A 26,685-nucleotide genomic window follows, 5' to 3' on the forward strand; every position below is an offset into this window, starting at 1 on the left:
TCATGAATTATATCCATTTACCTGCTGTATAATCGAAACAATTGGTCACTCAATTATAAGGTTTATCGTTTGACCAGGCTTTAGAAGGGACAGCAAGGGAATATCTTCTTCTATAACTCGACCTATCACATTAACACGGTGATTTGCCCCTAGGTCTCTCTTGCAAATTTGGACCTCTCCCCGATACCTTCCGTAAGCATCATTGTCCATCGTTATGGATCCAAGGCTGCGTGCAACTGTATTACCCGGCTCAACATTTGCCGTGACCCGGGTATTCTGCAGCCGGAAAACATCTTGAGAAACATCTGGCCTTAATTTATAATGACCGCTTTGCAAGATTCGGGATTCCATTCTAACAGTTAGAATATTTAGATTTTTATAGACAGTTAGATTCTCAAGCAGATTATTCTCCGTTCCTTGATCTCCAACGTAAACTCCTTCCACATGCTGAATCAGCTCAATACCGGCAGCGTAAGGATTCATCAACCTGTGTTTTTCGAGTGTTGGAAGACCCACATGAAGAGGACCGCGTTTGCTTCCTGCACCTGGGATGAAAGCAAAGATCGGTATGCCGTATTTCTTGAACATTCGATTTTGTTGATGAAAGAACCCTTCCTCAAGGCCCGTTTCAGGCTTCGGATAAAAGTTGTGCCAAGCTATCAGACTTTCCGTTTCCACACCGCCCCCAAGTATGGCTAAAAGTTCTTCTTCATTCAATGTACTTGCATTTAGTGAGAGCGAAAACACCTTAGATAAAGATATGACCGTTTCTTTATCAAACCCATCATCAAGGCGAATACCTTTAATACCTAATGGCCATAAATCCGCGAATTTGCCAATCCCCAAATGATCAAGCGTGTTTAATGAGACATCTGCATGGATTTCCATTCCATAGTCCTCTGAAAGTTTTAAAAGCGTGATCATCCTTTTCACGAGATCACCCTTTTCTTCAGGAATATGAAGCGAGGTGAATGCTTTTTTCACTCCCAGGTTAGCAGCATGGATGATTTGTGTTTCTGCATGCGGATCTTGTAGATAAAAAGAAATTCCGATCACTTGAATTCAACCGCCATTTCATCTTTGAATCCAAACAGATACGTAAAAATAAAACCTGCTATATAGGAAATGAACAAACCAGCGAGGAACAGTCCGATTTGGTTTGGATGAACTAAAAAGGTAAGCGGCAGTCCGGACACACCGATGGACGACGTTGCGATTCCGAATTGAGCTTGGAAGGCTCCACCTACTCCTGCACCTAAACATGCAGTTAAGAAAGGCCTCCCCAATGGCAGGGTCACTCCAAATATAAGAGGTTCACCGATACCTAGCATCCCGGAAGGAAGGCCCCCTCCAATAGCTCGCTTCAAACTTGCTTTTTTGGTTTTCATATAGATGGCAAATGCCGCCCCAACTTGGCCCGCGCCACCCATCGCCAAAATGGGAAGCAGTGGATCATCACCAATCGAATTGATCAATTCTAGATGGACAGGCGTTAAACCTTGATGTAAACCAGTAATGACGAGAGGGAGAAAGGCCGCCCCAAGCACGAATCCAGCTACGACACCACCGAAATCCAAAACATTCAATAACCCAGTCGTAATCGCATCCGATAAAAACCCTCCTACCGGCATAAATATAATGTAAGTGACAATCCCAGTAATGAGTAAAGCGATGGTTGGCGTCAAAATGATATCCAGTGATTGAGGAATGAATTTCCTGACCTGTTTTTCCACCAAGGCTATGAAAATAGCTGCAAAAAGGACTCCTATTAAGCCACCGCGACCGGGGAGCAAATTTTCACCGAACAATGAAATGTCGCCGACGGCCGGGTTTATGACCAAGATACCTGCAAGTGCACCGAGTGCAGGTGATCCACCGTATTCTTTTGCTGCATTGGTCCCAACCAAAATCCCCAAGTAGGCAAACAGCCCCGATCCGATAACGGTTAATATGATGGCTAATTGCGATTCTGCTGCAAGCCAGCCCGCTTGAACGATTGCTTTTGTAATGCCGGTAATCAAACCTGATGCCACTAAGGCGGGAATTAAAGGGATGAAAATACTTGCAATCCTGCGTAAAAAAAGTTTAAACGGTTTTGCGTTTTTCCTATTAATCTCAGATTTATTCTTCGAGGCTACTTCTTTTAGGTTCAAACCGCCAGAGGATTCCTCCAGAAGCTTTTCAAATTCTGTATGAACCTTGTTCACCACGCCTGGCCCGAGGACGATTTGGATCGTTTCCTCTTCAATGACGCCAAAAACGCCTTCCGTATTTTTTATATCTTCCATTTTCACTTTCGAACGATCGATTGGCAGTACCCTGAGTCTGGTCATACAATGTGCAGCATCGGCAACATTAGATGCCCCACCTAATTTTCCCAATAACTCTTCTGCTAAGTTGGCGCACTTATCCCCCTTACCCATTCAAAAGCCCTCCCTTTGTCAAATCTCGTATGAATCATTTATATCGATCTGTCATCGATTTAATGGCAGACCTGGTGTTATCGATATATTGGACAGTCTCTTCATATTGTTCTGAAGCCATCCCCAAAAACAAAATGTCAATCATATATAATTGCGCCAATCGTGAGGAAGTTGCTGCACTTCGAAATGGTGCCTCATTCGAATAAGATGTATACAGTGTGACATCGCACAAGGATGATACCGTTGTTTGGCCATAATGAGTCAGCCCGATCGTCTTAACCCCACGTTCCTTTGCCAGCTTCAATATATTGATAACTTCAAGTGTTTCCCCTGAAAATGAAACCGCAAAAACGATGTCATTTTCATCAGCATTTGCAATCAAGGTTGCAACTAAATGCATATCCGTAAAAGCCGTTGCCCCTTTATTGACGCGAAGTAATTTTTGCTGAGCGTCAGCAGCAACTATATTCGAAGCACCCACACCGCAAAAGTGGACGGTTTTAGCATTCAGCATCAGCTTTATCGCATGCTTGAGATTATCGTGATCGATTATTTCAGATGTATCCCTAATGGACTGAATCGAATTACTCGTTGTTTTCTCCACAATCCGATACAGTGATTCGGAAGGCTCGATATCCCGGTAGCCCTGTTCGACGGTTTTCATCAAATCTCCAGCAATCCTTATTTTCAAATCTTGAAATCCTTTTATTCCAAGCGATTTACACAACCTAATAACAGCGGCCCCGCTAGTTTGGGCAGAGGTACTTAATTCCTGTACAGTGCTGTTCACAACTTCATGAGGATTTTGTAGTATATATTCTGCTAGTTTTTGTTCTGATTGCGGCAGCTTGCTCAACATCGTCTGTATGATGGATAATCCTCCTGTAGCCATTGCTTCCCTCCTTAATCTTCCTGGATCGAGATGGCTTTTCTGACATCTCCATCCGCATTCTCCAGTAACTCCATTGCTTTTTCATAATCTGTTGCCGTTTTTATCATGACAATCGCTGGTTTAACTTGATTATTGGCCTTTTCAAGTGTATTCAAAGCTTGATCATAGTCAGCATTCGTTACAGTTTCTATGATGCTTATTGCACGGTCCTTCAGTTTTTGATTACTGACATTAACATCGACCATCAGATTTTCATAGACTTTTCCCAACCGGATCATGGTTGCAGTTGAAATCATATTGAGTACCATTTTATGTGCAGTTGCCGCTTTCATTCTCGTGGATCCTGTTAACACTTCCGGTCCGACTACCACTTCGATCCCTATATCAGCTGCCTCCGTGATGCTCGCGTTTTTATTGCATGATAATGCCGCCGCTTTAGCCCCAACTTTTCTCGCATAACGTAAAGCACCCTTCACATAAGGGGTACGGCCGCTAGCCGCGATGCCAATAACCGTATCATTTGCTGTAAGTTCCACGTCAATCAGATCACATTCCCCAAACTCCTCTTTATCCTCTGCTCCTTCAACAGCCCGAACAAACGCCTTTTCCCCTCCTGCGATTATTCCCAGCACCCTATCAGGTGGTGTGCTGAAAGTCGGTGGACATTCCACGGCATCCAGAACACCGAGTCTTCCGCTCGTTCCTGCTCCGATGTATATGAGTCTCCCTCCGTTCTTTAATGATTCACAAGCCCATTCAACTACCGTTTCAATCTCTGGCAATACCTCCTGGACCGCTGCTGCCACTTTAAAATCTTCCTTATTGATTGCAGAAATGACTTCCATCGTATTTACACTATCGATATTCATCGTCTTTTCGTTCCGTAATTCAGTCGTTAATGAACGCAAATGTTCCTCCATAGACAATTAAATCCTCCTATAAACAATTACGTAAATATAATTTCATTTTTTAATAGAAAATAATGAAATTATATTTCATATTATATTCAATGATAGCGTTTTCATTACTCTGATACAAGATATTTTTGTAAAATTTGTTAATTATCATGTTTCTTTCCTCAAACCCCAATGCCGGCGAACTTTCTTATTAAATAAAATATGAATCTATGGCCGCTTTAGGAGCCTACTATTTTTAGGTGTAGATTTTTTCAACGATAAAAAAACGTGTACCGTCCCTATGATCTGGAACGATACACGAACAAATATTTAGCAAAATGTTAAACTTGTATACTATTCGGAACATGCATCCCTTTACCCAGTTAACGGACAGGAACTACTTTCCCTTTTTCTACTGCACCGACGACAATCGTTGATGCAAATCCTCCATTTTCATCAATCGAGGGAATATCGTATATTTTTTGATCTGGCCCTATATTGGAAAGTCCATCTTGCATATGTTTACGGATGGCCTTTGCATCATCAACGCTGCCTGCAGATTTCATCGCTTCCACAAACGCATACATGGCGATATAATTCAATCCTACTTCGGAGCTTGGATCTTCCTTATAATTCTTTTGATATTTCTCAACGAAAGCAGGCACTGCTTCTTCTTCCGAGTCCATCAGCGGCAGAACGCCAATCGAGCCTTCCAATGTTTCATATGACCCTGCAATCGGCTTCATTTGATCCAGCTTTGCTTGATCCATGATGATGAAACCGCCCTTAAATCCTAGCTCCCGAGCTTGCTTCGCTACTTTTGCCGTAGGTTCCGAAGCACCACCGATAAAAAGCACATCAGGATCTTTTTTCAAGGCATTGGTGACAATCGTAAAGAAATCGGTTTCTTTAGCGAAATCAATCGAGGAATTATAAACGACTTTTCCGCCTTGCTTTTCCCAATGTGGAAGCACAGCTTCGGTCCAGTCTTTACCGTATTGCGAAGATGTTGGCAAAGCGGCAATTTTCTTGCCGAAATGTTCCATTGCATATGTTGTAAAAGGTTCGATATACCCCTCGTAATTCGGTGGAATCCGAACGGTTAATGAATTTCCGCTCTCGGTCACTGCCGGCTCACTCGTATATGCCCCAATGATGAATTCCTCTTGTTCATTAAAAACCTGAAGTGCCAGCACACCTCCGCTATGAGGCGTGAAAATGATCGGCGTATCATATTCCTGAATTAATCGTTTAGCATTCGACCCTGTTTCATTAGGTAAGTATTTATCATCCAACGATACTAAATTCAGCGTGTATTTCTTACCATCTACTTCAAACCCGCCAGCATCGTTAATTTCATTCACGGCCATTTCGACACCATTCAATGTCCGTTTCCCATATAAGGCTGCTGCCCCGCTTAAAGGACCGCTAAAACCGATGTTAACGACATTTTCACCTTTGCCTTTACTGCCACTGCTTGACACAGGGCTATCCCCTTTATTGCAGCCGGTCAAAACAGTGATGATTAGCAGGAGAAAGACAAGTAATACTTTCAGTTTTTTCATAATGATTCCCCCATTCAATTTTTTCAGGCCCCAATATACGCTTTCCTTACTTCATCATTGGCTAATAACTCACTTGCTGTCCCTTGAACGACAATTTCCCCATTTTCAAATACATATCCTTTATCTGCAATGCCGAGAGCGGCATTCGCGTTTTGTTCAGCTAGCAGGACCGTGATTCCTTCGCGGTTTATTTCTTCAATGACCTGAAACATTTGCTCGACAATAAGTGGAGCGAGTCCCACCGAAGGCTCATCAAGCATCAACAATTTCGGTTTTGACATCAAGGCTCTTCCAATTGCGAGCATTTGCTGTTGGCCTCCGCTCAGGCTTCCCGCTTCATCATGATGTTTTTCTTTTAAAATCGGGAATAAGTGATAGACGTATTCCAAGGAATCCTTGATCTCCGCTTTCTTCTTTCGGTGCACATAAGCACCCATCCTCAAATTTTCCGAGACAGTCATCTGTGGAAACAGTTTACGTCCTTCGGCACACTGGACGATTCCTTCCCGAACATTCTTATCCGGGGCACGGCCCCCTATCGGCATGCCCAGAAAATGAATTTCCCCCTTGGACAGCTTACTGATTCCGCTTATGGAACGAAAAGTCGTGCTTTTTCCTGCCCCATTCGCTCCTAACAAAACAACGATCTCTCCCTTGGCAACTTCGATATTCACATGATTTATCGCAGTGAAACTCCCATAATTCACGACGACATCAGTTAACTTAAGCACTGGCACTACCTCCCAAATAGGCTTTAATCACCGCTTCATTTCCGCGGATTTCCTTAGGTGTGCCCTCGGCGATTTTTTCTCCGTAATTAAGGACCATGATGTGATCTGCCAAGTTCATGATCATATGCATTTTGTGCTCGATTAAACAAACGGTCAGTCCCGATCGATTCAATTTTTTAATCAGTTCCGTCAAGCCTTCCGTTTCATCCGGATTGATTCCCGCAGCAGGTTCATCAAGAAAGATAATTTCCGGTTCCGTCGCAAGGGCAAGAGCAATGGCTGTCCGTTTCTTTTCCTCCTGGGAGATGCTGGAGACCATTCTGTCAGCCGATTCCGTCAATCCAACAATATCAAGTACCTCCATTGCCTTATCCCTGCATGCCGCTTCCTCCCGTTTTAATCGTTTCGTTCTTAGAATGGCATCCACCAGATTGGATTTGGTTCGCAGTCTATGCCCGACAATGACATTATCCAATACGGTCGATTGATCAAAAAGGCTTGTCGTTTGAAAGGTTCTTGAGATTCCGAGCCCCGCTATTTCATTTGCAGGAAGTTTGGTGATATCAATCCCTTTAAAAAGGACCGTCCCAGACGTTGGTCGATGAAAGCCGCTGATCAAGTTAAAAAAAGTTGATTTCCCTGCACCATTTGGTCCGATTATTGCATTGATTCTACCTTTTTCAATCGTAAAATCCACATTATTTACGGCCGCCAATCCTCCAAATCGCTTTGTCAAATTCCTCGTTTCGATTAGCAATTTCATCCCTCCTCAGCTTTTATGTGCATTTCGCTCCTCACCCCGGACAGCTCATTATCTTTTCGCTTTCTTTGCCAATCAAAAAAGGCCCCTGCGATTCCGCGCGGATAAAAGATAATGATCACCGTAAGCAAAGGCCCGAATATCAACATTCGATATTCTTGAAGGAATTGCAAATTCTGCGAAAGGATTACTAACAATAATGTTCCTACCAACGGGCCTGAGAGTGTCCCGATTCCACCAACCAATAAATACATCAATAGATCGAACATTATGGCAGTTGATCCGATATCAGGTCCAATGAAACGAATGAATGAAGCATACAAGGCACCTGCCAATCCTGCAAAGAATGTGGATAGGACAAATGCTGTTAACTTATTCTTCATTGTGGATATACCAATCGTTTGAGCAAGGTCCTCACTGTTCCTGATGGCCATATACGTCCTGCCTGTCAACGAGCGTATAATTCGATACACAATTAAGATCACTGCAAGCAGGAAAATGAGGACTAGGTAATATTGGGATGCTGCAGTATCGAATGTGATCGGCCCTATATTTCCAGGAGCAGGTATACCGATCAATCCCCTAACCCCCTCTGTAAGTCCCTCCCATTTATCGATGACCAGGTATATGATGTAACCCACACATAGGGTATAAATCGCAAAAAAGTGTTCCTTTGTCCTCAGCGCGATCAAGCCGATCAAAAACCCAATTGTACATGTGATTAAACATGCCGCTACAAGTGCCAGCCAAAAGTTCATTCCTGCTTTTACCGTCAGAAGGCCTAGTGAATATGCTCCAATCGCAAAAAAACCAGCATGTGCAAGCGAGAGATATCCAGTATAGCCTGACAATAAATTGATTCCATAAACAGCTATCGCCCAGATGAAGGAAAGTGTCAGCATATGGAGATAATAGTCGTTTTGCGCGATAAAGGGGAATGAAAAAGCAAAGATGATAAGTGCGATAATCCCATTTCTTTTTGTTAATATCTTCACGCTACCTCTCCCCCTTGGCAAAAAGACCTGTTGGTTTCATGGTTAATATTACGACTAAAAGAATGAATGCAATGATGTCTTTATAGTCATTTGAAATATAAGTTGCGCCCAAGCTCTCACTGAAACCTAGGATATATCCACCTACAATCGCCCCCGGTATGCTACCCATCCCTCCCAAGATGATAATGACGAATGCTTTTAGTATGACTAAATGCCCCATTCCTGGAAAGACAAGGTTAATCGGTGATGCAAGGGATGAAGCGATCGCTGCCAATCCACCCGATATCATGAAGGTAAGCATCGCGACTTTATTAATGTTGATTCCCACTAATGACGCCCCTTCACGGCTTTGGGACATCGCTATTATCGTTGAACCGGCATAAGTTTTCTTAAGGAAAAGGTAAAGTAAAACCATCACTGCGATAGCTGACACGATGATCAATAATCGCTGAAGCGTGAATGTCAGGCCCATGATATTGACCACTTGGCCGTATGGGGAAGTCATTGTATGAAAGTCGGCACCCCAGACAAATTGGGCAAAAGCTTCAAGAAAAAGGAGAATTCCGATTGCTGCAATCTTATCGTGCAATGGAGGTGCCTCCCTTAACAGGCGGAACACGAAACGTTCCAAAAGGACTCCCAACAAACCAACAACGATAATGGATACGAACATGGCAATCCAGTAATTGACCCCATATAATGTCATCATTGACAATGTGATATATCCACCCAACATATATAGGGCACCGTGGGCAAAGTTCGGGATATGCAAAATTCCATATACTAGCGTCAATCCCAGGGCAACAAGACTATATACGCTGCCAATCGTCAAACCATTGAAAAGCTGCTGGATCAAAATTTCCATTTACTTCCTCCTTGAAAATTATTGAGTTTCACTTTGCTGTACCTTACCTGGACCGCAATCCTGTCCATATTTTGAAAGTATACAACTAAGACGAAAAACACCTTCATTTATTTCCCCACAGGCTCAACCTCCCGGAGAGGAACAGCAAGTTTTATTTCCCTATATTCTCAACAACAGATATAGCTTAGGGTGTAGCGCAAAAAGCCCATCGATCAGTTGTTAGCGCTTTCATTTTTTTGATGACCACTTAATTCAATTGTTTACCATCAGAAATTATCATAGTTTCATTGACTCTACTTAAGGATTAAGTGGTATGCTGACAAGCATATGCTGTTTTTAGGGATAGCCAATGATTCCATCCTCTCTTTAATAACGGTTTACCCATGGTATTTCTGGTTCGTTCACCCCTTTCACCTCGCACCTTCTATAGGAGGATCATTTCGTAGATTAATTTCCTGTTACCTGTTATTCCTGTTATTCCTGTTATCCTGTTAATAAATGCAAGTGCCGTGCCAACATTAAATCACCGTCAATAAGGCAATTCACCAGTCGGTGAATTCATTATTGAATTGTAAAAATCAAAAGTATCGATTCCATATGGGATGTCCGTCATTCACTATTGACTGAAAAAGTCATTTCTGAATCAATAAAAGAATTAATTGTAGACATAAAATGAAAAGGATTAAAGAATCTCCTTTATAACTACAATCATTTCACGCAATAGCAGGTGAAAAACAACTTTACAACCAATAAATCTCTAAAAACCCATAAGGCAATAAAGCCCTTCCCCCAAAAACGCGTAAATAATTAGGAATTTCAGTCAAAAACAGCACCTGCATTGTTGAATAATGTCCAACAATGAGGTGCTGTTCATACTTACCTATTCTTTTCCACTGACCTTTAATCGATATTTTTTAAGTTTCCTCACAATTGTTGCCTGGCTGGAATCAAGGGCTTCCGCGATTTCATATGTAGTTTGGTAGGTTTGAGCCGCTTTCGTCAAGATTTCCTTTTCGGCCCTTTCCACCGCTTCTTTTAAAGTTAGGGTAGCATTGAGGTCAGGCTGATTCCGGTTTTCCGGCTGATATTCTTCCGGAAGGTCGTTAATCGATAATATTTGATTATCCGTCAGCACGACGAGCCTCTCCACTATATTAATCAATTCACGGACATTTCCTGGCCAATCATGTTGATAAAAATATTCCTTCAACCGCGAATCTATTTCTTTTGAGAATTTATATTGTTCGTTTGCCTTTGTTAAAAATAAGTCAATCAATGCCAAGATATCCTCTCTTCTTTCCCTTAGAGGAGGAATCGTGATCGGAATGACATTCAGCCTGTAGAAGAGGTCTTCGCGAAAATCACCCGATTTGACCATCTCCGATAAATTTCGGTTCGTGGCTGCTATTATCCGAACATCGATTTTCTTTGGCTTTGTACCTCCGATTCTTTGAATCTCCCTTTCCTGAAGCGCCCGAAGCAGCTTCACTTGAAGTTGCAAGGGAAGCTCACCGACTTCATCCAAGAATAAGATCCCACTCTCTGCCAGTTCAAACATCCCTGGTTTGCCTTTTTGATTTGCTCCGGTAAATGCCCCTCCTTCATATCCAAAAAGCTCGGATTCCAATAAATCGGCGGGAATTGCCCCACAATTTATTTTGATGAAATCCCCTTTTTTAGATCGGATGCTCCGATTATAAATATTGCGGGCAAGGACATCCTTTCCAACACCCGTTTCCCCCAGAATGAGTACGGTCGCGTCAATATCCGATATTCTTTCAGCAATCTCATAGATCATTTTCATTTTATCACTGACAAATACGACTCCATCCTTGCTTGTTATCTTCCGCAGTTTCTCAATTTCCTGCTTATATTGATTATTCAGCTCATTAACTTTCGTCAACTCATGCATCAGTTCATTTAAATCAGATAAATCCCTTATATTCGTAACGACTTGCTCTATCTCCCCTTCGGCATTAAAAACGGGACTTCCAGTAATCAATGTTTCCTTTCCGGCAAAATTATCCTGTACGACCGATACCGTTCGTCTCAGCTTCACTACCTTATGCGTCACCGAAGCATTCAAGATGCCGCGTTTAATCAATTGGTCCACCGATTTGCCGATATAATACTCTTTTGGTATGCCAGTGATCCGTTCAATTGCCGAATTGGTGTAAAGCGTGACTCCATCTTGATCGGTGATGTATATCCCATCATAGGAATTTTCGATAATGGCATCCAGAGCGCGATTCAATTTATCCGTTTTATGAGCATCAATCAATAAATCGTCCAAAAATTCTGTTTCACTGCCTATATATAGAATATTGTCTGTATCCATTTGTTTCATTAATAAAAATAAATACCGTTTATCATGCAGCCTTGCAGCTGCAAGCCTTTTATTATCTAGAAATTGCCACTCATCAAATTGTTCGGTTAGTGTATTATTACCATTCTGTCTTAATGACTGATTAAAATAGGTGCCCCAATCCTTTATCCGATTTCCAGAATCCACGACCAGTGCAGGAAAGGTCCACTCTTTGAGCAAATTAATCTGAGAATCCTGTTTCACTTGATTCATTACTATTCACCGCCGCAAAAAGAATTCTTTTTAAGTACAATTCTGGATAAAATTCGAAACTCCTTTAAAATTGTCGAATTTCGCTCCTAAAAAAAGTAGTGATGAAATAATTTTCATCACTACAGACTTTAGACAAATTAACAGAAGATCAGTTTGCCTACAGTTTTCTCCATAAAAAAATTCTAGTTGATTTCAGAAATCCGCTCCCTTTCCGCCGACTGTCTGCCAAGCCTCATCAAAGCAAGCGTCTGTTGGGTCTTGGCTAGCCAGTTATTCGGCAGGAGTTTCGCAAATTTCTTCAATCTAGTGAAAGTTTCATAAACAGTAAAAAACCTTGTTTTACATTCATGGTTCGGGATGAGACCATTCCAAACTCCCTTTTGTAGACAGACTGGAAGTGATGTAATAATATTACCTTCCCTCAGTAAGTCTTAAAAATAACCTCTCCACTGATCGCTTCCTTACCTGACTGGTTAGTGGCCGCTACATTGAAAAAATATCTATCCCCATCTTTTTCTTTTAGATCCGCATGAAGAGTTATGACATCATTCAAGAAAACCATTCCTTTGAAGCGAATCTTGTATTCTTCGATAAATCCAGTTTCATAAAGATTACTGAAAAGCTTTGCGAGGTTTCCCATCGTCCACATTCCATGTGCGATGATACCGGGAAGACCAGCATTCTTTGCTTCCTCATCAATGGTATGAATGGGATTGAAATCACCTGATGCGCCTGCATATTTAATGAGGTCCAATCGCGTTACAGGCGGAAGCTCAATGGAATGTAACGAGTCACCAATATGAAGTTCCGTTAATGTCGTCACTTAAACATCACCATCCTTCTGATCGTTTCATTTAAAATGACAAGCTGTTCAGCAGTGAAGACAATTTCCCCATTCGCATCCGACCCATAATTTTTAAAGGCTAGAAATCCCATTTCCCCTTGTTTCCCTTTTTTCTCATAATAGTTTTTCACTTCCGTATAACAGGTGATTTCTTCCCCTACCTTCAGCGGCCTGTTATAGCGATATATCTGCTCACCATGAATCAATCCTTTATTCGGGAGATTTAAACTTTCTATCGTCCCAAAATCAAAGACCCTTGGGAAAGTTGGTGGAGCTATATTCGTTCCGTACCTTGATTGCCTGCCTATTTCTTCATCAATGAAAATCGGGTGGGGATCACCAATCGATAATGCGAATTTTTTAACGGCTCCCCGTTCAACTATATTTTTAACGGGGTTGGATCGTTTTCCAATACTTTCGTTGAACATAACATCCCGCCTTTTCCCTTAATTTTTTGGACCGCCCGCAACATATAAAACCTGCCCACTAATGAATGAGGATGCTTCATCGGCAAAGAATGCAACGGCATGAGCAATATCACTCGGCAAACCGCTTCTTGCAACCGGAATGCTGTTTGCCCTATCCTGGATGAATTGCTCAAAACTCACTCCCACCCGCCTAGCTGTTTCTTTCGTCATTTCGGTTTCGATAAAACCCGGTGCGACCGAATTAGCCGTTATCCCATATTTGCCAAGTTCAATCGCCAGTGTTTTTGTTAACCCCTGAAGCCCGGCTTTAGCAGCTGAATAATTAGCCTGACCGCGGTTACCTAGGGCCGAAGTGGATGATATATTGATGATTCTACCGTATTTATTTGCAACCATATGCTTCTGGGCGGCACGTACTGCATTGAAAGTACCTTTTAAATGCACATCCATTACCGTCTGCCAATCTGAATCGGTCATTTTGAAAAGTAGATTATCCCGGATGACCCCGGCATTATTCACGAGAATATCAAGCGTTCCGAATGTATCGGCTATTTCTTTTATGGATGCATCCATCTCTTCGGAATTGACCACATTGGCCACTTTGGTAAAAATGGTATAACCCTTATCCCTTAATTCATTTCCCGTTGATGTCAAAACCTCTTCGTTGATATCGATAATCGCCACGTTTGCGCCTTCACTGGCAAATAGTTCGACGATCGCCCGGCCAATCCCCCTGCTTCCACCTGTAACTAAAGCCGTTTTACCTGAAAATCTCCCTGTCATAATCGTTTCCTCCCAATCTATTATAAGAATTGTCCTAATTTAACATGCCCCTTAATCAAATTTCGGGAAATGATCATACGCTGTATTTCATCCGTACCATCATAAATCCTCCAAAGCCTGGCCTCACGGTACCAACGCTCGATGGGAAGCTCCTTCGTATAGCCCATGCCTCCGTGTATCTGCAATACGCGATCAACGACCCGATTCCCCATATTGGCTCCATAAAGTTTAGCCATTGAAGCTAAATGGCGATTGTCTTCCCCATTATCAAGTGTAAAAGCCGCATTCAATACAAGCCATCTTGCAGCTTCGATCTCTACGGCCGAATCAGCTATCTGCCATTGAATGGCCTGGCGCTCCGCGATCGGTTTACCGAATGTGACTCGTTCTTTAGCGTATTCTATAGCCATTTGAAGCAATCTTTCTGCAGAACCGACAGCGCGTGCGCCCACGATCCATCTTGCAAACCCAATCCATTCCAAGCCTAGTTGATAACCGCCATGCACTTCCCCTAAGATGTTTTCTTCGGGTACCCTGACATTATCAAAAACTAAACCGGCCGGTCCCCATTCTCCCATCGTATTGATATACTCTGATCTCCAGCCCATATCACGGTCTACAATGAAACAGGTTACCCCTTCCGTTCCGGTTGCTTGATGACGTTCTTTGTCGGTTATAGCAATGACCATGACAAAATCTGCATCATTTCCTCCGGTAATGAAAGTTTTTTCACCGTTAAGCACCCATTCGTTCCCTTCTTTTACTGCCGTCATTTTAATATTTCGCGTATCGGACCCAGCCCCCGGCTCCGTCATGGCAAAACAGGACTTTTTCTCACCGTTAATCGTAGGGATCAGATATTTCTGTTTCTGTTCTTCATTTGCATAATAAAGTATATTATCAGCCGAACCTCCAAAGCTGAATGGTACAAATGTTTTTGATACTTCCATCAAGACAATTGCCATCATAAGCTGCCCTAGGTCTGCCCCGCCATATTCCTCCGGGGTATTGATGCCCCAAAACCCTGCATTTTTTGCTTTTTCCTGTAAATCTTTCAATGTCCCCTCTGGTAAACTAGGTTTTCCTGCCATTTCATTGCGAAGCACTTCATTTTCCAAGGGAATCAATTCATTTTCCACGAACTTGCGTATTGTTTTTTGTACCATTTTTTGTTCATCCGATAGTCGTAAATCCATCTTAACCCCTCCGCTTTCCAATTAGACTAGTCTTGATATTTTCTCTTCAATTGTCCGGTAATGATATTTTTTTGGATTTCGGATGTGCCTTCATATATTCTAGTGATTCGGGCATCCCGATAGAAACGTTCAACCGGATAATCCTTCATGTATCCCATCCCGCCATGAATCTGAACGGCCTTATCAGCGACACGATTATATACTTCCGAACCATACAACTTAAGCATTGCCGCTTCTTTAATGATTTTTTCTTGCTGATCGACCATCCATGCAACCCGGTATGTGAAGGAGCGAAGTGCCTCTATTTCCATTGCCATCTCGGCAATCATATGGGATACGGCCTGATGATCAATGATCGGGACATTGAATTGTTCACGTTCTGTGGCATATTTAGTAGATAGGTCGAGCAGGTATTGGCAGGACCCCAAATTACGGGCAGCAAGGCCTGCGCGGCCATTTGCAAGGATCTTCAATGCATTTACATACCCTTGGCCAACGTCCCCAAGTACATTTTCGGCAGGAACCTCGCAATCTTCAAAAACCAATTCGGCCGAATGTGAGCCTCGAAGACCCATCTTCCTTTCCAGGCTGCCAACTCTAAAACCCGGAAAATCCTTTTCTACTATGAATGAGGTGACTCCTTTCGCCCCTTTATCTTTGTCCGTTACAGCCATAACTGTAAAAATATCTGCTACATCTGCATTCGTTATATAATGCTTGGTCCCATTTAGAATATATTTATCACCATTTTTGACAGCCGTCATTTTGAGATTCGTTGCATGGGACCCAGCTGCAGGCTCAGTTAAAGCAAATGCGCCAATTCTATTACCGCTTGCCATATCTGGTAGATACTTTTCCTTTTGCATTGCATTGCCCATTTCAACTATCCCCACCGTCCCTATACCGGTGTGGGCCCCTATCAGAGTGGTATATCCATTATGGGTTTTGCCGATTTCCTCATATAAAGCACATTTTCCCACCATCCCGATTCCGAGCCCGCCATACCTTTCCGGGATACTAAGTCCGAATAGACCGATTTCCTTCGATAAATTTATTATAGATTCCGGGATATGATCTTCATCCTCTATCTGCATGGAAAATGGATCGATTTGCTCTTCAATAAACTGGCGTATATTTTCTTTTAATAGCAAGATGTCTTCATCTAAGCGAAAGTCCATTTGCATTCCCCTTTATCTACGAATTAGTGTTAACGCTTTCATAATTTATCCGAATAAGCGACATATTTTTCTTGAAGTTTGCGTTTTAAGATTTTACCGACCGCCGTCTTTGGAAGTTCACTTTCAAATGTGATTGCTTTTGGGACTTTAAAGGCAGCGAGCTGCTTTCGGCAATAATCCTTCAATTCGTTTTCAGTTATTCTTTCATTTGGTTTTAGAACTACCGCAGCTTGTACCGTTTCACCGCGATATTGATCGGGAACGCCAAAGACGGCAGCTTCCAGAACCTTAGGATGGCTGTATAGTATATCTTCAATTTCAATTGGATAAATATTGAAACCGCCAGCGATGATCATCTCTTTCTTCCGTCCCACAATGTAAAAGAAGCCATCTTCATCCATCTTGGCAATATCACCGGTATGCAGCCATCCGTTTTGAATCGTCTGCCGCGTCTCTTCCGGCATGCCCCAATAGCCTTTCATTACCTGTGGGCCCTTTATGACCAATTCACCTGGTGTATCAACCAAAAGGGCTGGCTCCCCTGTAATACTGTCAATGATGGCGGCATCGGTATTTTGTATAGGAATCCCGATACTTCCGGATTTTTGCAGGCCGCTAACTGGATTCCGGTGCGTGACTGGTGAAGCCTCGGACAGGCCATAGCCCTCTGCAATCTTTGTTCCACTCAATTCGTTGAATCTTGACAGTACATTCAATGGCAATGGTGACGAACCCGAAACGCAAGATCTCAATGTATCCAAATCAAATGGATGGGACTGGTAATATTGTAATAAAGCAATATACATCGTCGGTACCCCTGGAAAAATAGTCGGTTTAAGATTATTGATGATATCGACGATCTCCGTCACCTGAAACCGTGATACAAGAATTAATTCCCCGCCATTATAAAACGTCAGGTTCATTCCTGAAGTCATGCCGTAAACATGAAATAATGGGGAAACGCCAAGTACCCTTTCCTTCCCCTTTTGAGTATTGATTCTTGAAGTGGCTGCACTTTGCAGCGTATTGGCAACAATATTACGATGGGTTAGCATCGCCCCTTTAGAACGCCCTGTCGTTCCTCCTGTATATTGGAGAACGGCGACATCTTTGGCAGGTTCAATCTCCACAGTGAAATCCGCCTCTGTTACAGATAGTAGCTTTTTTGTCATTTCACATTTTTCCATTTCCAGCGACACGCTCAACACCTTTTCAACATCGGTTTCAGTTATAATGGCTTCAACTATTGGCAATAAATCGTCGAGCACAATGATGTGCCTTGCACCTGAATCTTTCAGGACATGAATTAATTCGTTCGCCTTATACATTGGATTGACTTGGACAACAATGGCTCCAGTCAAAAGGGTTCCAAAAAAACCAATTGGATATTGGGGACAATTGGGAAGCATAAGAGCCACACGATCTCCCTTTCCAACACCCTCATCAGCAAGCACGCGTGCACATCTTTTCACTAACTTCCCCAACTCTGAATATGTATACCTCTGCTCCATGTACGTAACCGCTGTTTTATTCGAATATTGTTCAACTGATTGATAAAATAGTTCTGTCAAAGACATTTCAGGAATATCAATCTCAATTGGATTTCCTTGCGGGATATGCTTTTTCCAAGGTCTATCCATTGGTCCTCCCCTTTCTTCATTCAAAAAATAAAGAAGTCATACTAAACAATATGCAAGGAGTGTGCCAAAAATAAATCGTTATGTTTCATAGATTCAATTAAAGGTAAAATTCAAAATTGAATTATTTGCTGTCCTCTTAATAATATTCGGTTCATAATACTAGAATTTAAATTTGACTCAATAAGTCATTTTTGAATTGATTGATTAATTTGGTAAAAGGACTCAGCTTGTGTGCGTGGCAGGTGCAGATTATTTTCTGGAAGGATATGACTGGTCATTTAAAGGAAAAAAAACGGGATGCTGATAAGATCAGCATCCCGTTAGAAAAAAGATTCACTGCTCTATGGCAGAGTCATCTTCCAATGATATTTTCCATAATTCTTTAGCTTTCCCACTAACCGTTTCATCAAAAACAAATGACCCATTCGTATACCGATCATGATTTTTTAATGAAGCGGCATGAATCGTTTCAATCGTTCCCTTTTCAGAAAGAATGAATAGACTGTCGGTTTTGTTAATGATATCGAAACCAATGACCCTATGAGGATTCGATTTCAATTCCCTTAAGACCACGACACCGCGTTTTGCCCGGCTCGTTTTTTCAAACTCGGTTAATTTCATTTTCTTTATAGCCCCGCGCTGTGTAACGATAAAGATCGATTCTTTACTATCCTTGGCCAAAACCTTTCCGCCAATGACATAGTCATCTTCTTTCAAATTAATCCCTTTGACTCCCGCTGCCCGGACACCGACAACACTTACTTCTTCTTCATCAAACCATAAACCGTATCCGTTATGAGTAACTAGGAAAAGGTCAGCCTGGCCATCGGTATGGTGGACATCGACCAGTTCATCTTCACCTTTTAAATTGACACCAACCAGCGGTTTTGAATGACGCTGGGCTTTATAAGAAGCTAATTCTGTCTTTTTCACCATACCATTTTTCGTGATGAACACTAAGAATTCCGGCATGGTAAAATCTTTGATTGGAATCGCTTTTATGATTTGTTCTTCCCTGTCGATTGGAATGATGTTCGCGATATGCTGACCGGTTTCCTTCCAGCGAATATCAGGAAGCTGATGAACTGGACAGTATAGGTAATTCCCTTTGGATGTGAACAGCAACAGGACATCTGTTGTATTCATCTCCAGCCTCTGGAGCAGGCGGTCGGAATCCTTCATGCCAAAATCAAGACCTCCTGATGCTGCATATGATCGTAACGATGTCCGTTTGACATAGCCTTCTTTCGTCACGGTAACCATCACATCTTCACTAGCAATCAAGACTTCAAGATTGATTTTGATTTCTTCAATTTCTTTTTCGATTTTGGAACGCCGTCCGTCATCAAAGCCCTTTTTAATGAATCGAAGTTCTTTTTTAATCACTTGAAGAAGAACTTTTTCACTGCCAAGAATCTTTGTCAATTCCTCTATTTTGTTCTTCAATTCCGCTGCCTCTGCTTCAAGTGCTGTAATATCCGTATTTGTCAGCCTGTATAACTGCAAAGAGACAATGGCTTCAGCTTGCGCTTCTGTAAAAGCGAATTTAGCAATGAGGTTATCTTTAGCATTCCGTTTGTCTTTAGATGCCCGGATGACAGCGATGACCTCATCTAATATGGATAAAGCCTTCACTAAACCATCGACGATATGTGCCCTGTCATGTGCCTTTTGCAACTCATAACGTGAACGGTTCACGATTACCTCTTTACGGTGTTCGATATATGCATCGAGCATTTTAGGCAGGCTCATCAATGTTGGCCGTTTTTTATAAATCGCAACCATATTGAAATTGTAAGCGATTTGGAGATCGGAATTTTTGTATAAATAATGCAGGACTCCATTTGCATCTGCTTCTTTTTTCAGTTCAATGACAATGCGCAGTCCTGTACGGTCGGTTTCATCCCTTACTTCGGCAATGCCTTCCACTTTCCGGTCTAGACGGAACTCATCCATCTTCTTGACAAGGTTTGCTTTATTGACTTCATATGGGATTTCAGTGATGACGATTTGCTGCTTACCGCCCCGAATCGTTTCCACTTCCGCCAACCCACGAATGATTATTTTCCCTTTACCTGTTTCATAGGCCTTACGAATGCCTTCAATTCCTTGAATGATACCTCCAGTAGGAAAATCCGGCCCTTTAATGACCGTCATTAAATCAGCGACTGTCGCTTCCGGTTTATCGATTCGCAAAATGGCAGCATCAATGACTTCACCAAGTTGATGTGGCGGGATTTCAGTGGCATAGCCGGCTGAAATTCCTGTAGAGCCGTTTACAAGCAGGTTAGGGAACATTGCTGGTAATACAATGGGCTCTTCCGAAGTATCATCAAAGTTCGGTACGAAATCGACCGTCCTTTTTTCTATATCCCGCAGCATCTCGGAGGCAATCGATGAAAGCCTTGCTTCCGTATACCGCATCGCAGCAGGAGGATCACCATCGATACTGCCATTGTTTCCGTGCATTTGGACCATGACCTTCCGCAGCTTCCAGTCTTGGCTCATCCGAACCATTGCCTCATAAACGGACGAATCTCCGTGAGGGTGATAGTTACCAATTACATTACCGACCGTTTTTGCAGATTTCCTAAACCCTTTTTCCTGGGTATTTCCTTCGACATGCATCGCATACAATATCCTGCGCTGCACCGGTTTTAAACCGTCCCTAGCATCCGGAAGTGCCCGGTCTTGGATAATATATTTACTATAACGCCCGAAGCGGTCACCAATTACCTCTTCAAGCGGCAAATCTCGAAACGTTTCTTCAAATACCATCGTTAATGACCTCCTCTTCAATCGACATATTTTCATTATCTAAAATATTCGATTCCTCTTCGAGACCAAAAGCGACATTGGCTTCAATCCACTTACGACGCGGTTCAACCTTATCTCCCATCAACGTTGTCACACGTCTTTCTGCACGGGCACCATCATCGATCTTCACACGTATCAATGTCCTTGTTTCCGGGTTCATGGTGGTATCCCATAATTGGTCGGCATTCATCTCACCCAGCCCTTTATAGCGCTGAATCATATAGCCTTTCCCCACCTTGTCTATCGCTCCCTGAAGTTCTTCGTCACTCCATGCATATTCAATGACTTCCTTCTTCCCGGTCCCTTTGCTCACTTTATATAAAGGGGGCAAGGCAATGTAAACCTTCCCTGATTCTATTAACGGCTTCATATAGCGATAAAAGAAAGTCAGCAGCAGCACTTGAATATGGGCACCATCCGTATCGGCATCAGTCATGATGATCACTTTATCATAGTTGGTGTCCGGCGTGTTGAACTCCGCCCCGACACCTCCGCCGATGGCATGGATGATCGTATTTATTTCCTCGTTTTTAAAAATATCGGCTAGTTTCGCTTTTTCCGTATTGATAACTTTACCCCGTAATGGCAGTACTGCTTGGAAACGGCGATCCCGGCCTTGTTTAGCGGATCCCCCAGCAGAGTCACCTTCCACAAGATACAATTCATTCCGTTCGGGATTTTTCGATTGAGCTGGTGTTAATTTCCCAGAAAGGATGGCATCGGATTTCTTCCGTTTCTTCCCGCTTCTTGCGTCCTCACGAGCTTTGCGTGCGGCTTCCCTTGCTTGGAACGCTTTAATCGCTTTTTTAACCAATAGGGTACTCGTTGTCGGATCTTCTTCAAAAAAGTAGGCTAAGTGCTCTGATACGATGGAATCGACTGCAGAACGGGCTTCACTGGTTCCAAGCTTGCTCTTGGTTTGTCCTTCGAATTGAAGAAGTTCTTCAGGGATACGTACTGAAATGATTGAAGACAAGCCTTCACGTATATCGGTACCTTCGAGGTTTTTATCTTTTTCCTTTAATAGCCCCATTTTTCTGGCATAATCATTAAATGCCCTTGTCATGGCCGTTTTTGCACCAATCTCATGGGTGCCTCCGTCTTTTGTACGAACGTTATTTACAAAGCTTAAAATATTTTCTGAATAACCATCATTGAATTGAAAGGCGAGTTCGACCTCTATCCCATTTTGTTCCCCTTCCAAGCTGACTACACTATGAAGGGTCTCTTTTTCTTCATTTAAATAATCAACAAACGCTTCAATTCCATTTTCATAGTGAAAAATTTCATTATGGTCGTTACGCTCATCCGTCAATTCTATCTTCATGCCTTTTAAAAGAAAAGCCGATTCGCGAAGACGTTCACATAGGATATCATAATTAAAAGTCGTCACTGAAAATATTTTTGGATCGGGCTTGAAGTGGATTTTGGTCCCAGCTTGATTCGTTTTACCGATTTTCTCCAGTGTGGTTTCTGGCTTTCCGCCATTGAAAAAACGTTGTTCGTAAATGAACCCGTCCCTTTTGATCGTCACGACAAGCCATTCAGACAACGCGTTAACGACCGAAGCACCTACTCCATGAAGGCCTCCACTCGTTTTATATCCGCCTTGTCCAAATTTACCTCCAGCATGAAGAATCGTCAAAATGACTTCAGGCGTCGGTTTACCTAATTTATGCATGCCAATAGGCATTCCGCGCCCTTTATCCGACACACTTACACTGTTATCTTTATGTATTTTCACACTAATTTGGTCTCCATATCCAGCTAAAGCCTCATCTACGGAGTTATCTACAATCTCGTACACTAAATGATGAAGTCCGCGTGCATCAGTACTGCCGATATACATACCGGGACGTTTTCTGACCGCTTCGAGTCCTTCCAGTACCTGAATTGCATCATCATTGTACTCGATTGTTTTTACTTTCTTTGCCACAGAAATTCCCCTTTCCTTACTAAACACAATTTCCGGGCCAAATCATACTGCAATGAAATGACTCACTAGCTTAACAAATTCTTTAATACCTTAATATCATATAAAAAGTATAATACTTTCCCGAACAAAGAACAAGTGTTCTATTTTTTTGTCCTTTTTATTAGCGTTTGCACATTTGTGTGGAACAAAACGTATCATAGCTACCATTCTAATTGTAGCGGTAAATTTTCATTTGGCAAATATACTTTTATATTTTAATCAAATTAAGCTTTAATGGCCCTAATTTCCCGATCGCTCAATGCCCGCTATGGCTGCCTTTTAGTTTTTTCTCCGATTGAGATACAGCGATGCCTAAAAAAAGAGCGGAAGTTCCGCTCTTCATATTACTTGGTAAGGGCGTGCTCGACTTTTATGCATCGATTCATGATGACAGTGTATCCTTTTTCTTTCAAAAAATTATAGGCTTCTTCATTTTCCACCCCAAGCTGCGCCCAAAAGATATCTGCATCGATTTCTGCAAATTCCTTGGCTATCTCCGGAAGGAACTCTGAACGGCGGAAAACATTGACGATATCGACGTGCCCTTCAATATCTTTCAGAGCTTTAACTGCCTTGACACCCAGCACTTCAGATATTGCAGGGTTTACCGGGATGATTTCATATCCGCTTTCCTGCATGGCCTTCGATACCATATAAGAAGTACGCTCAGGGTTATTAGATAAACCAACGACAGCGATGCGCTTCGATTTTTTCAAAATCTTTCCCATTTCTTCCCTGCTTGGATTTTCTATCATTCTTTTCAATCCCCTTTATAATAAAATGTAATATTTGACTAAAGAGTATTCCTAACAAAGGTATCTACAGATAAAAGCTGTTTATTACCATTATTAAGAAAAACCATTATACAAGAAAGAAAAAGTTTCGAAAAGACATGACTCACTTAACTTTCTTATGTTCATACAGACTACCACGTATTGTAACAATTTATACAAAGAGGCATCCTTCATTTATATTGACGAAAATAAGGAAGGCTAAACCTTTCACCCTTCATGAACTTAACGTATATCAAAAGATGTAAGTTCATCAAGGAAAATTCATTTTTTTAGTGGATTTTTTTTGGACAACCGTCCCATTTTGTCACGAAAATGTTACAATAAGAGAAGCTTAACAGGTATTTTAAGGCTGTTTTTAGCTATTTCTACACGTTTATTTTTGAAAAAGGGATTAATCGACCCTTAAACGTGATAAAAAAAGAAGATTTTTCTTAAAAGAAAGGGTAATAGAATGCTTACATTTATCACTATACTGGCTGCCTACCTGATCGGCTCGATTCCTTCCGGTTTAATAATTGGTAAAAAATTTTACAAAATCGACATCCGGGAGCATGGCAGTAAAAATCTGGGCGGGACAAATACCTTCAGGACACTTGGTGTCAAGGCAGGGCTAACCGTTACCATCATGGATATACTTAAGGGTACCCTAGCAACTTGTCTGCCGTATATGCTAGGCGTGGACATGCATTTATTGCTAGCCGGAGTTATTGCGGTCATCGGTCATATGTTTCCCATTTTTGCAAACTTTCGGGGCGGAAAAGCGGTGGCAACTTCTGCTGGTGTCATTCTTGCTTATGAACCATGGTTTTTTGTCTTTGCCGTCATCATTTTCTTTATATCCTTATACATATCCAAATATGTCTCGCTTTCATCCATGATTGCTTGTCTACTTGCTCTCATCTACAGTTTAGTTTTTCATATTCATGACACGGCGCTCATTATTGTAATCAGTTTAATAACGATCTTCATTTTTTACCGGCATCGCGCAAACATCAAGCGGATTATCGATAAAACTGAACCGAAGGTAAAGTGGTTGTAAGATCAAAGTGAAAACAGGCCCTTATGTATGGGCCTGTTTTCCATTCTACAATTCATTAGCCGTGTTATTCAGGATACCGGCATGCCCTGAACCCTTTTCAGTATCGGTCCCGATTTCCTTGATGGTTGACACCAATCCCTGAATTTCCGTTTCCTTTTCTGCAGAAACGGTTTTATTCCCTTTGATAAGCCCGATTATTTCATTAAAGAATTTCTGTTAACTCCAATTCTTTCTCTCCTGCTTGAACCGCTTCCTTGACCCTTTGGATGGAATCAAGAAAATCTTTCATATATTCATTAGATGTTTGCACGATTTCAGCTATCGATTTTTTAGTCTGTTCTGCAAGTTTCCTGACCTCATTTGAAACAACTGCAAATCCATCACCATGTTCGCCTTATTCCCTGTACAAGCATAACAAACTCGGTAATGCTTAGGAAAAATTGGTTTAATAAAACGAGATTTTCATCAACATTTTTCATGAAGATAACAAGGTTTGTATCTTTTCCGTTAAGATCTGCATACGATTCTGCCCCTCTTCAGCCAATGTTTTGGAACAAAGTGATTGTTCAGCGCGCGTTGCGATCTGCATTTTGACATATTGACCGCTTTCTATCCATTGCTTAACGGAAGCATCCGTTTCTTCACTTAAATACAGGACTTCTTGACTAACTAACGAGATTTTCCTTCTCACTTCCTCTTTTATTTCCTTAAAAGCGTATCAGCTTTAAATCGTATTCAGTTAAATCGATGATATTCATATGCCGTTTCACTTGTTCATTGCTTACATCCAATATGCCATCTGTTTCTTTTGTTTTTTGAAACCAGAGTGCTTGTTCCAGCTTGCCTTTTTTGAAAATCTCCACATCCCTCTCCCCCTTAATTCGAAGTGAATCCAAGATATTCCACCAAGCCGATACGAGTCTTACTATCAATTAATTAAAAATAAATCGATTATCTTTAAAGTAAATGATTCATTAAGACTATATATATTTTTATTCTGGCTTCATTGCAATTCTTTTGTCAAGGTAAATGGACCCGGATCATTTCTGCATTAACTTCCCATCAAAAGGATAGTATGGATCTTGTTTAATGGAGGAATGGTCAAGTAAGGATTGAATAATTGCAGAACAGAGGCTACACTGGAACTAACTATTAAATATCGTTAGGAGAAAGTGCCATGAAGCCATTGCAAATATCACCGGAAACCGCATTAAAGTTATCAAAGTCACTAAATTTGCCTTTAGAACAAATCATGCATATGCCTACACCCGTCTTGCTGAGAAAGCTTGCCGAGGCAGAAGCAAAAGAAAATACAAAATAGCTGCAGAGGAATCTGCAGCTATTTTTGTGCGCACTCATTTGTGTGCGAAACGGCCTTACGGAGTATATCTTAAAAGGCGTTCCATCCTGCCCATTGATCTTGAAAATGAGCAATACCCAACTTCTCCGGCCGCATAAATATTTCCTTTTCAGTCCTTCTAAGGAAACTGCAGCTTTCTTTTATAATGTAATTAACCATCAGTTTGAGCTGTTCGAAACATCTCATATCCATACATGTCCTTATGAGCCAAAAATGAAAGGAGCCCCATCTCCTTTTCCACAAATCAGCATCCCCAGATGGTATATTGCTTTTAGGATTAAAATTTTCCGTATCTTGCTTACCCTATACCAATTCCCCGAATATTCCAGGAATCATAATAGGCAAAAAACCGCACTTGGGCGGTTTTCAATTGGTGAAGATCAATTCTTTTGCAAAATCAGGCAATGGCTTCTTTATGACCGATATTAAGTGTTCATTTTCATAGGTACAGGCAAATTCTAGTGATGGTTCATCCTGTAATATATCTTTTAGATAATACTTTATGTTGGACACAACTTCATTTGACTCCAAAACCCATTTAAATGGCTTCCAGGCAAGTTCCCCTTCATCACAGGCAGATAGTCCGCCCCCAGCATCTTCAGCTCGGTAAACATACATTCCGCCCGTCTGATTCCATGTCACGATCCCTCGAAAGGCCATCCCCTTTACCTTCAATCCAGTTTCTTCAAGAATTTCCCGTTCCATCGATTCATCAATGGTTTCACCTTGTTCTATTTTCCCACCTATACCATTCCATTTATGCCTATTCGGATTCTTTTGGCGAAATAGCATCAACACTTCAACTTCGTTGGATCTTTTTCGAGTTATGAAACAAATATTATACATAATATCCATGGTTGTTTCCTTTCTGAAACGCACATTATTCGCTTCTACTTCATAATTACTTTATACTTTAATAACGAACC

General features: G+C 41.7%; 24 protein-coding genes and 1 pseudogene. 2 read left to right on the plus strand and 23 right to left on the minus strand.

Annotated features, from left to right (window positions below; translation table 11 throughout):
- Positions 1 to 45: 45 nt before the first annotated feature.
- The 19 genes from ACQKFG_RS19290 to ACQKFG_RS19380 form a co-directional block, all read right to left on the minus strand.
- Positions 46 to 1,056, minus strand: a complete 1,011-nt coding sequence (locus ACQKFG_RS19290; protein WP_427561822.1) for a MupG family TIM beta-alpha barrel fold protein — start codon at positions 1,054 to 1,056, stop codon at positions 46 to 48.
- Positions 1,053 to 2,423, minus strand: a complete 1,371-nt coding sequence (locus ACQKFG_RS19295) for a PTS transporter subunit EIIC (protein WP_427561825.1) — start codon at positions 2,421 to 2,423, stop codon at positions 1,053 to 1,055. Before ACQKFG_RS19295 ends, ACQKFG_RS19290 begins: the two co-directional genes overlap by 4 nt.
- A 34-nt stretch (positions 2,424 to 2,457) precedes the next feature.
- On the minus strand, positions 2,458 to 3,315 hold the full coding sequence (locus ACQKFG_RS19300; RefSeq protein ID WP_427561828.1) for a MurR/RpiR family transcriptional regulator: 858 nt from the start codon (positions 3,313 to 3,315) through the stop codon (positions 2,458 to 2,460).
- Positions 3,316 to 3,326: 11 nt separating this feature from the next.
- Positions 3,327 to 4,241 (minus strand): N-acetylmuramic acid 6-phosphate etherase, encoded by a 915-nt coding sequence (gene murQ / locus ACQKFG_RS19305; RefSeq protein ID WP_427561831.1) that lies wholly within the window; start codon positions 4,239 to 4,241, stop codon positions 3,327 to 3,329.
- A gap of 353 nt (positions 4,242 to 4,594) precedes the next feature.
- Positions 4,595 to 5,776, minus strand: a complete 1,182-nt coding sequence (locus ACQKFG_RS19310; protein ID WP_349729502.1) for an ABC transporter substrate-binding protein — start codon at positions 5,774 to 5,776, stop codon at positions 4,595 to 4,597.
- 23 nt (positions 5,777 to 5,799) lie between these two features.
- Positions 5,800 to 6,507, minus strand: coding sequence for an ABC transporter ATP-binding protein (locus ACQKFG_RS19315; protein WP_427561835.1), 708 nt, complete (start codon positions 6,505 to 6,507; stop codon positions 5,800 to 5,802).
- Positions 6,500 to 7,264 (minus strand): ABC transporter ATP-binding protein, encoded by a 765-nt coding sequence (locus ACQKFG_RS19320; RefSeq protein WP_230303162.1) that lies wholly within the window; start codon positions 7,262 to 7,264, stop codon positions 6,500 to 6,502. Before ACQKFG_RS19320 ends, ACQKFG_RS19315 begins: the two co-directional genes overlap by 8 nt.
- 2 nt (positions 7,265 to 7,266) lie before the next feature.
- Entirely contained in the window at positions 7,267 to 8,262 is a 996-nt protein-coding gene (locus ACQKFG_RS19325; RefSeq protein ID WP_370662538.1) for a branched-chain amino acid ABC transporter permease, read from the minus strand.
- A gap of 1 nt (position 8,263) precedes the next feature.
- Positions 8,264 to 9,127, minus strand: a complete 864-nt coding sequence (locus ACQKFG_RS19330) for a branched-chain amino acid ABC transporter permease (protein ID WP_192204588.1) — start codon at positions 9,125 to 9,127, stop codon at positions 8,264 to 8,266.
- Positions 9,128 to 10,007: 880 nt separating this feature from the next.
- Positions 10,008 to 11,705, minus strand: coding sequence for a sigma-54 interaction domain-containing protein (locus ACQKFG_RS19335; protein WP_427561841.1), 1,698 nt, complete (start codon positions 11,703 to 11,705; stop codon positions 10,008 to 10,010).
- A 421-nt stretch (positions 11,706 to 12,126) separates the two neighbouring features.
- Positions 12,127 to 12,528, minus strand: coding sequence for a MaoC/PaaZ C-terminal domain-containing protein (locus ACQKFG_RS19340; RefSeq protein ID WP_349729499.1), 402 nt, complete (start codon positions 12,526 to 12,528; stop codon positions 12,127 to 12,129).
- Complete coding sequence (locus ACQKFG_RS19345) at positions 12,525 to 12,977, minus strand: MaoC family dehydratase N-terminal domain-containing protein (protein ID WP_192204586.1); 453 nt, start codon at positions 12,975 to 12,977, stop codon at positions 12,525 to 12,527. Before ACQKFG_RS19345 ends, ACQKFG_RS19340 begins: the two co-directional genes overlap by 4 nt.
- An 18-nt stretch (positions 12,978 to 12,995) precedes the next feature.
- Positions 12,996 to 13,760: an SDR family oxidoreductase gene (locus ACQKFG_RS19350; protein WP_427561846.1), complete on the minus strand. Its 765-nt coding sequence runs from the start codon at positions 13,758 to 13,760 to the stop codon at positions 12,996 to 12,998.
- 20 nt (positions 13,761 to 13,780) lie between these two features.
- The gene (locus ACQKFG_RS19355) at positions 13,781 to 14,956 is read right to left on the minus strand and encodes an acyl-CoA dehydrogenase family protein (protein WP_192204584.1); all 1,176 of its coding nucleotides are present in this window, start codon (positions 14,954 to 14,956) and stop codon (positions 13,781 to 13,783) included.
- A gap of 26 nt (positions 14,957 to 14,982) precedes the next feature.
- The gene (locus tag ACQKFG_RS19360; RefSeq protein WP_427561850.1) at positions 14,983 to 16,134 is read right to left on the minus strand and encodes an acyl-CoA dehydrogenase family protein; all 1,152 of its coding nucleotides are present in this window, start codon (positions 16,132 to 16,134) and stop codon (positions 14,983 to 14,985) included.
- Positions 16,135 to 16,172: 38 nt separating this feature from the next.
- Positions 16,173 to 17,774 (minus strand): long-chain-fatty-acid--CoA ligase, encoded by a 1,602-nt coding sequence (locus tag ACQKFG_RS19365; RefSeq protein WP_192204582.1) that lies wholly within the window; start codon positions 17,772 to 17,774, stop codon positions 16,173 to 16,175.
- A gap of 333 nt (positions 17,775 to 18,107) precedes the next feature.
- Entirely contained in the window at positions 18,108 to 20,552 is a 2,445-nt protein-coding gene (parC, locus tag ACQKFG_RS19370) for a DNA topoisomerase IV subunit A (RefSeq protein WP_427561854.1), read from the minus strand.
- Positions 20,542 to 22,527, minus strand: a complete 1,986-nt coding sequence (parE, locus tag ACQKFG_RS19375) for a DNA topoisomerase IV subunit B (protein ID WP_141994290.1) — start codon at positions 22,525 to 22,527, stop codon at positions 20,542 to 20,544. The genes parC and parE overlap by 11 nt, the downstream gene beginning before the upstream one ends.
- A 383-nt stretch (positions 22,528 to 22,910) precedes the next feature.
- On the minus strand, positions 22,911 to 23,321 hold the full coding sequence (locus ACQKFG_RS19380) for a CoA-binding protein (protein ID WP_427561858.1): 411 nt from the start codon (positions 23,319 to 23,321) through the stop codon (positions 22,911 to 22,913).
- Between the two features lie 490 nt (positions 23,322 to 23,811).
- Here ACQKFG_RS19380 and plsY point away from each other — a divergent pair, with 490 nt between their 5' ends.
- Positions 23,812 to 24,399 carry a glycerol-3-phosphate 1-O-acyltransferase PlsY gene (plsY, locus tag ACQKFG_RS19385; protein WP_427561861.1) on the plus strand — a complete coding sequence of 196 codons (588 nt, stop codon included), beginning with the start codon at positions 23,812 to 23,814 and terminating at the stop codon, positions 24,397 to 24,399.
- Positions 24,400 to 24,601: 202 nt separating this feature from the next.
- On the opposite strand, the pseudogene ACQKFG_RS19390 reads toward plsY, so the two are convergent.
- From ACQKFG_RS19390 to ACQKFG_RS19400, 3 genes and pseudogenes are all read right to left on the minus strand, one after another.
- A pseudogene (locus ACQKFG_RS19390) lies at positions 24,602 to 24,781 on the minus strand (methyl-accepting chemotaxis protein); the annotation flags it as partial.
- 93 nt (positions 24,782 to 24,874) lie between these two features.
- Positions 24,875 to 25,090 (minus strand): hypothetical protein, encoded by a 216-nt coding sequence (locus ACQKFG_RS19395; protein ID WP_427561864.1) that lies wholly within the window; start codon positions 25,088 to 25,090, stop codon positions 24,875 to 24,877.
- A gap of 16 nt (positions 25,091 to 25,106) precedes the next feature.
- Positions 25,107 to 25,262 (minus strand): hypothetical protein, encoded by a 156-nt coding sequence (locus ACQKFG_RS19400; RefSeq protein WP_369619098.1) that lies wholly within the window; start codon positions 25,260 to 25,262, stop codon positions 25,107 to 25,109.
- A gap of 314 nt (positions 25,263 to 25,576) precedes the next feature.
- Between ACQKFG_RS19400 and ACQKFG_RS19405 the strand changes: the two genes are divergently transcribed.
- Positions 25,577 to 25,720: a YycC family protein gene (locus ACQKFG_RS19405; RefSeq protein WP_098371894.1), complete on the plus strand. Its 144-nt coding sequence runs from the start codon at positions 25,577 to 25,579 to the stop codon at positions 25,718 to 25,720.
- A gap of 405 nt (positions 25,721 to 26,125) precedes the next feature.
- On the opposite strand, the gene ACQKFG_RS19410 is transcribed toward ACQKFG_RS19405, so the two are convergent.
- The gene (locus ACQKFG_RS19410) at positions 26,126 to 26,638 is read right to left on the minus strand and encodes an NUDIX hydrolase (protein WP_427561868.1); all 513 of its coding nucleotides are present in this window, start codon (positions 26,636 to 26,638) and stop codon (positions 26,126 to 26,128) included.
- Between the last annotated feature and the right edge of the window lie 47 nt (positions 26,639 to 26,685).

The organism is Peribacillus sp. NPDC076916 (genome assembly GCF_050269675.1).
Lineage (GTDB): Bacteria > Bacillota > Bacilli > Bacillales > DSM-1321 > Peribacillus > Peribacillus aracenensis.

Bases quoted from the DNA above. Each gene is read 5' to 3' on its own strand.
- ACQKFG_RS19295 (WP_427561825.1), bottom strand. From the start codon at position 2,423: ATGGGTAAGGGGGATAAGTGCGCCAACTTAGCAGAAGAGTTATTGGGA.
- ACQKFG_RS19300 (WP_427561828.1), bottom strand. From the start codon at position 3,315: ATGGCTACAGGAGGATTATCCATCATACAGACGATGTTGAGCAAGCTG.
- ACQKFG_RS19310 (WP_349729502.1), bottom strand. From the start codon at position 5,776: ATGAAAAAACTGAAAGTATTACTTGTCTTTCTCCTGCTAATCATCACT.
- ACQKFG_RS19330 (WP_192204588.1), bottom strand. From the start codon at position 9,127: ATGGAAATTTTGATCCAGCAGCTTTTCAATGGTTTGACGATTGGCAGC.
- ACQKFG_RS19335 (WP_427561841.1), bottom strand. From the start codon at position 11,705: ATGAATCAAGTGAAACAGGATTCTCAGATTAATTTGCTCAAAGAGTGG.
- ACQKFG_RS19345 (WP_192204586.1), bottom strand. From the start codon at position 12,977: ATGTTCAACGAAAGTATTGGAAAACGATCCAACCCCGTTAAAAATATA.
- ACQKFG_RS19350 (WP_427561846.1), bottom strand. From the start codon at position 13,760: ATGACAGGGAGATTTTCAGGTAAAACGGCTTTAGTTACAGGTGGAAGC.
- ACQKFG_RS19355 (WP_192204584.1), bottom strand. From the start codon at position 14,956: ATGGATTTACGACTATCGGATGAACAAAAAATGGTACAAAAAACAATA.
- ACQKFG_RS19360 (WP_427561850.1), bottom strand. From the start codon at position 16,134: ATGGACTTTCGCTTAGATGAAGACATCTTGCTATTAAAAGAAAATATA.
- ACQKFG_RS19365 (WP_192204582.1), bottom strand. From the start codon at position 17,774: ATGGATAGACCTTGGAAAAAGCATATCCCGCAAGGAAATCCAATTGAG.
- parC (WP_427561854.1), bottom strand. From the start codon at position 20,552: ATGGTATTTGAAGAAACGTTTCGAGATTTGCCGCTTGAAGAGGTAATT.
- ACQKFG_RS19380 (WP_427561858.1), bottom strand. From the start codon at position 23,321: ATGATAGAAAATCCAAGCAGGGAAGAAATGGGAAAGATTTTGAAAAAA.
- plsY (WP_427561861.1), top strand. From the start codon at position 23,812: ATGCTTACATTTATCACTATACTGGCTGCCTACCTGATCGGCTCGATT.
- ACQKFG_RS19405 (WP_098371894.1), top strand. From the start codon at position 25,577: ATGAAGCCATTGCAAATATCACCGGAAACCGCATTAAAGTTATCAAAG.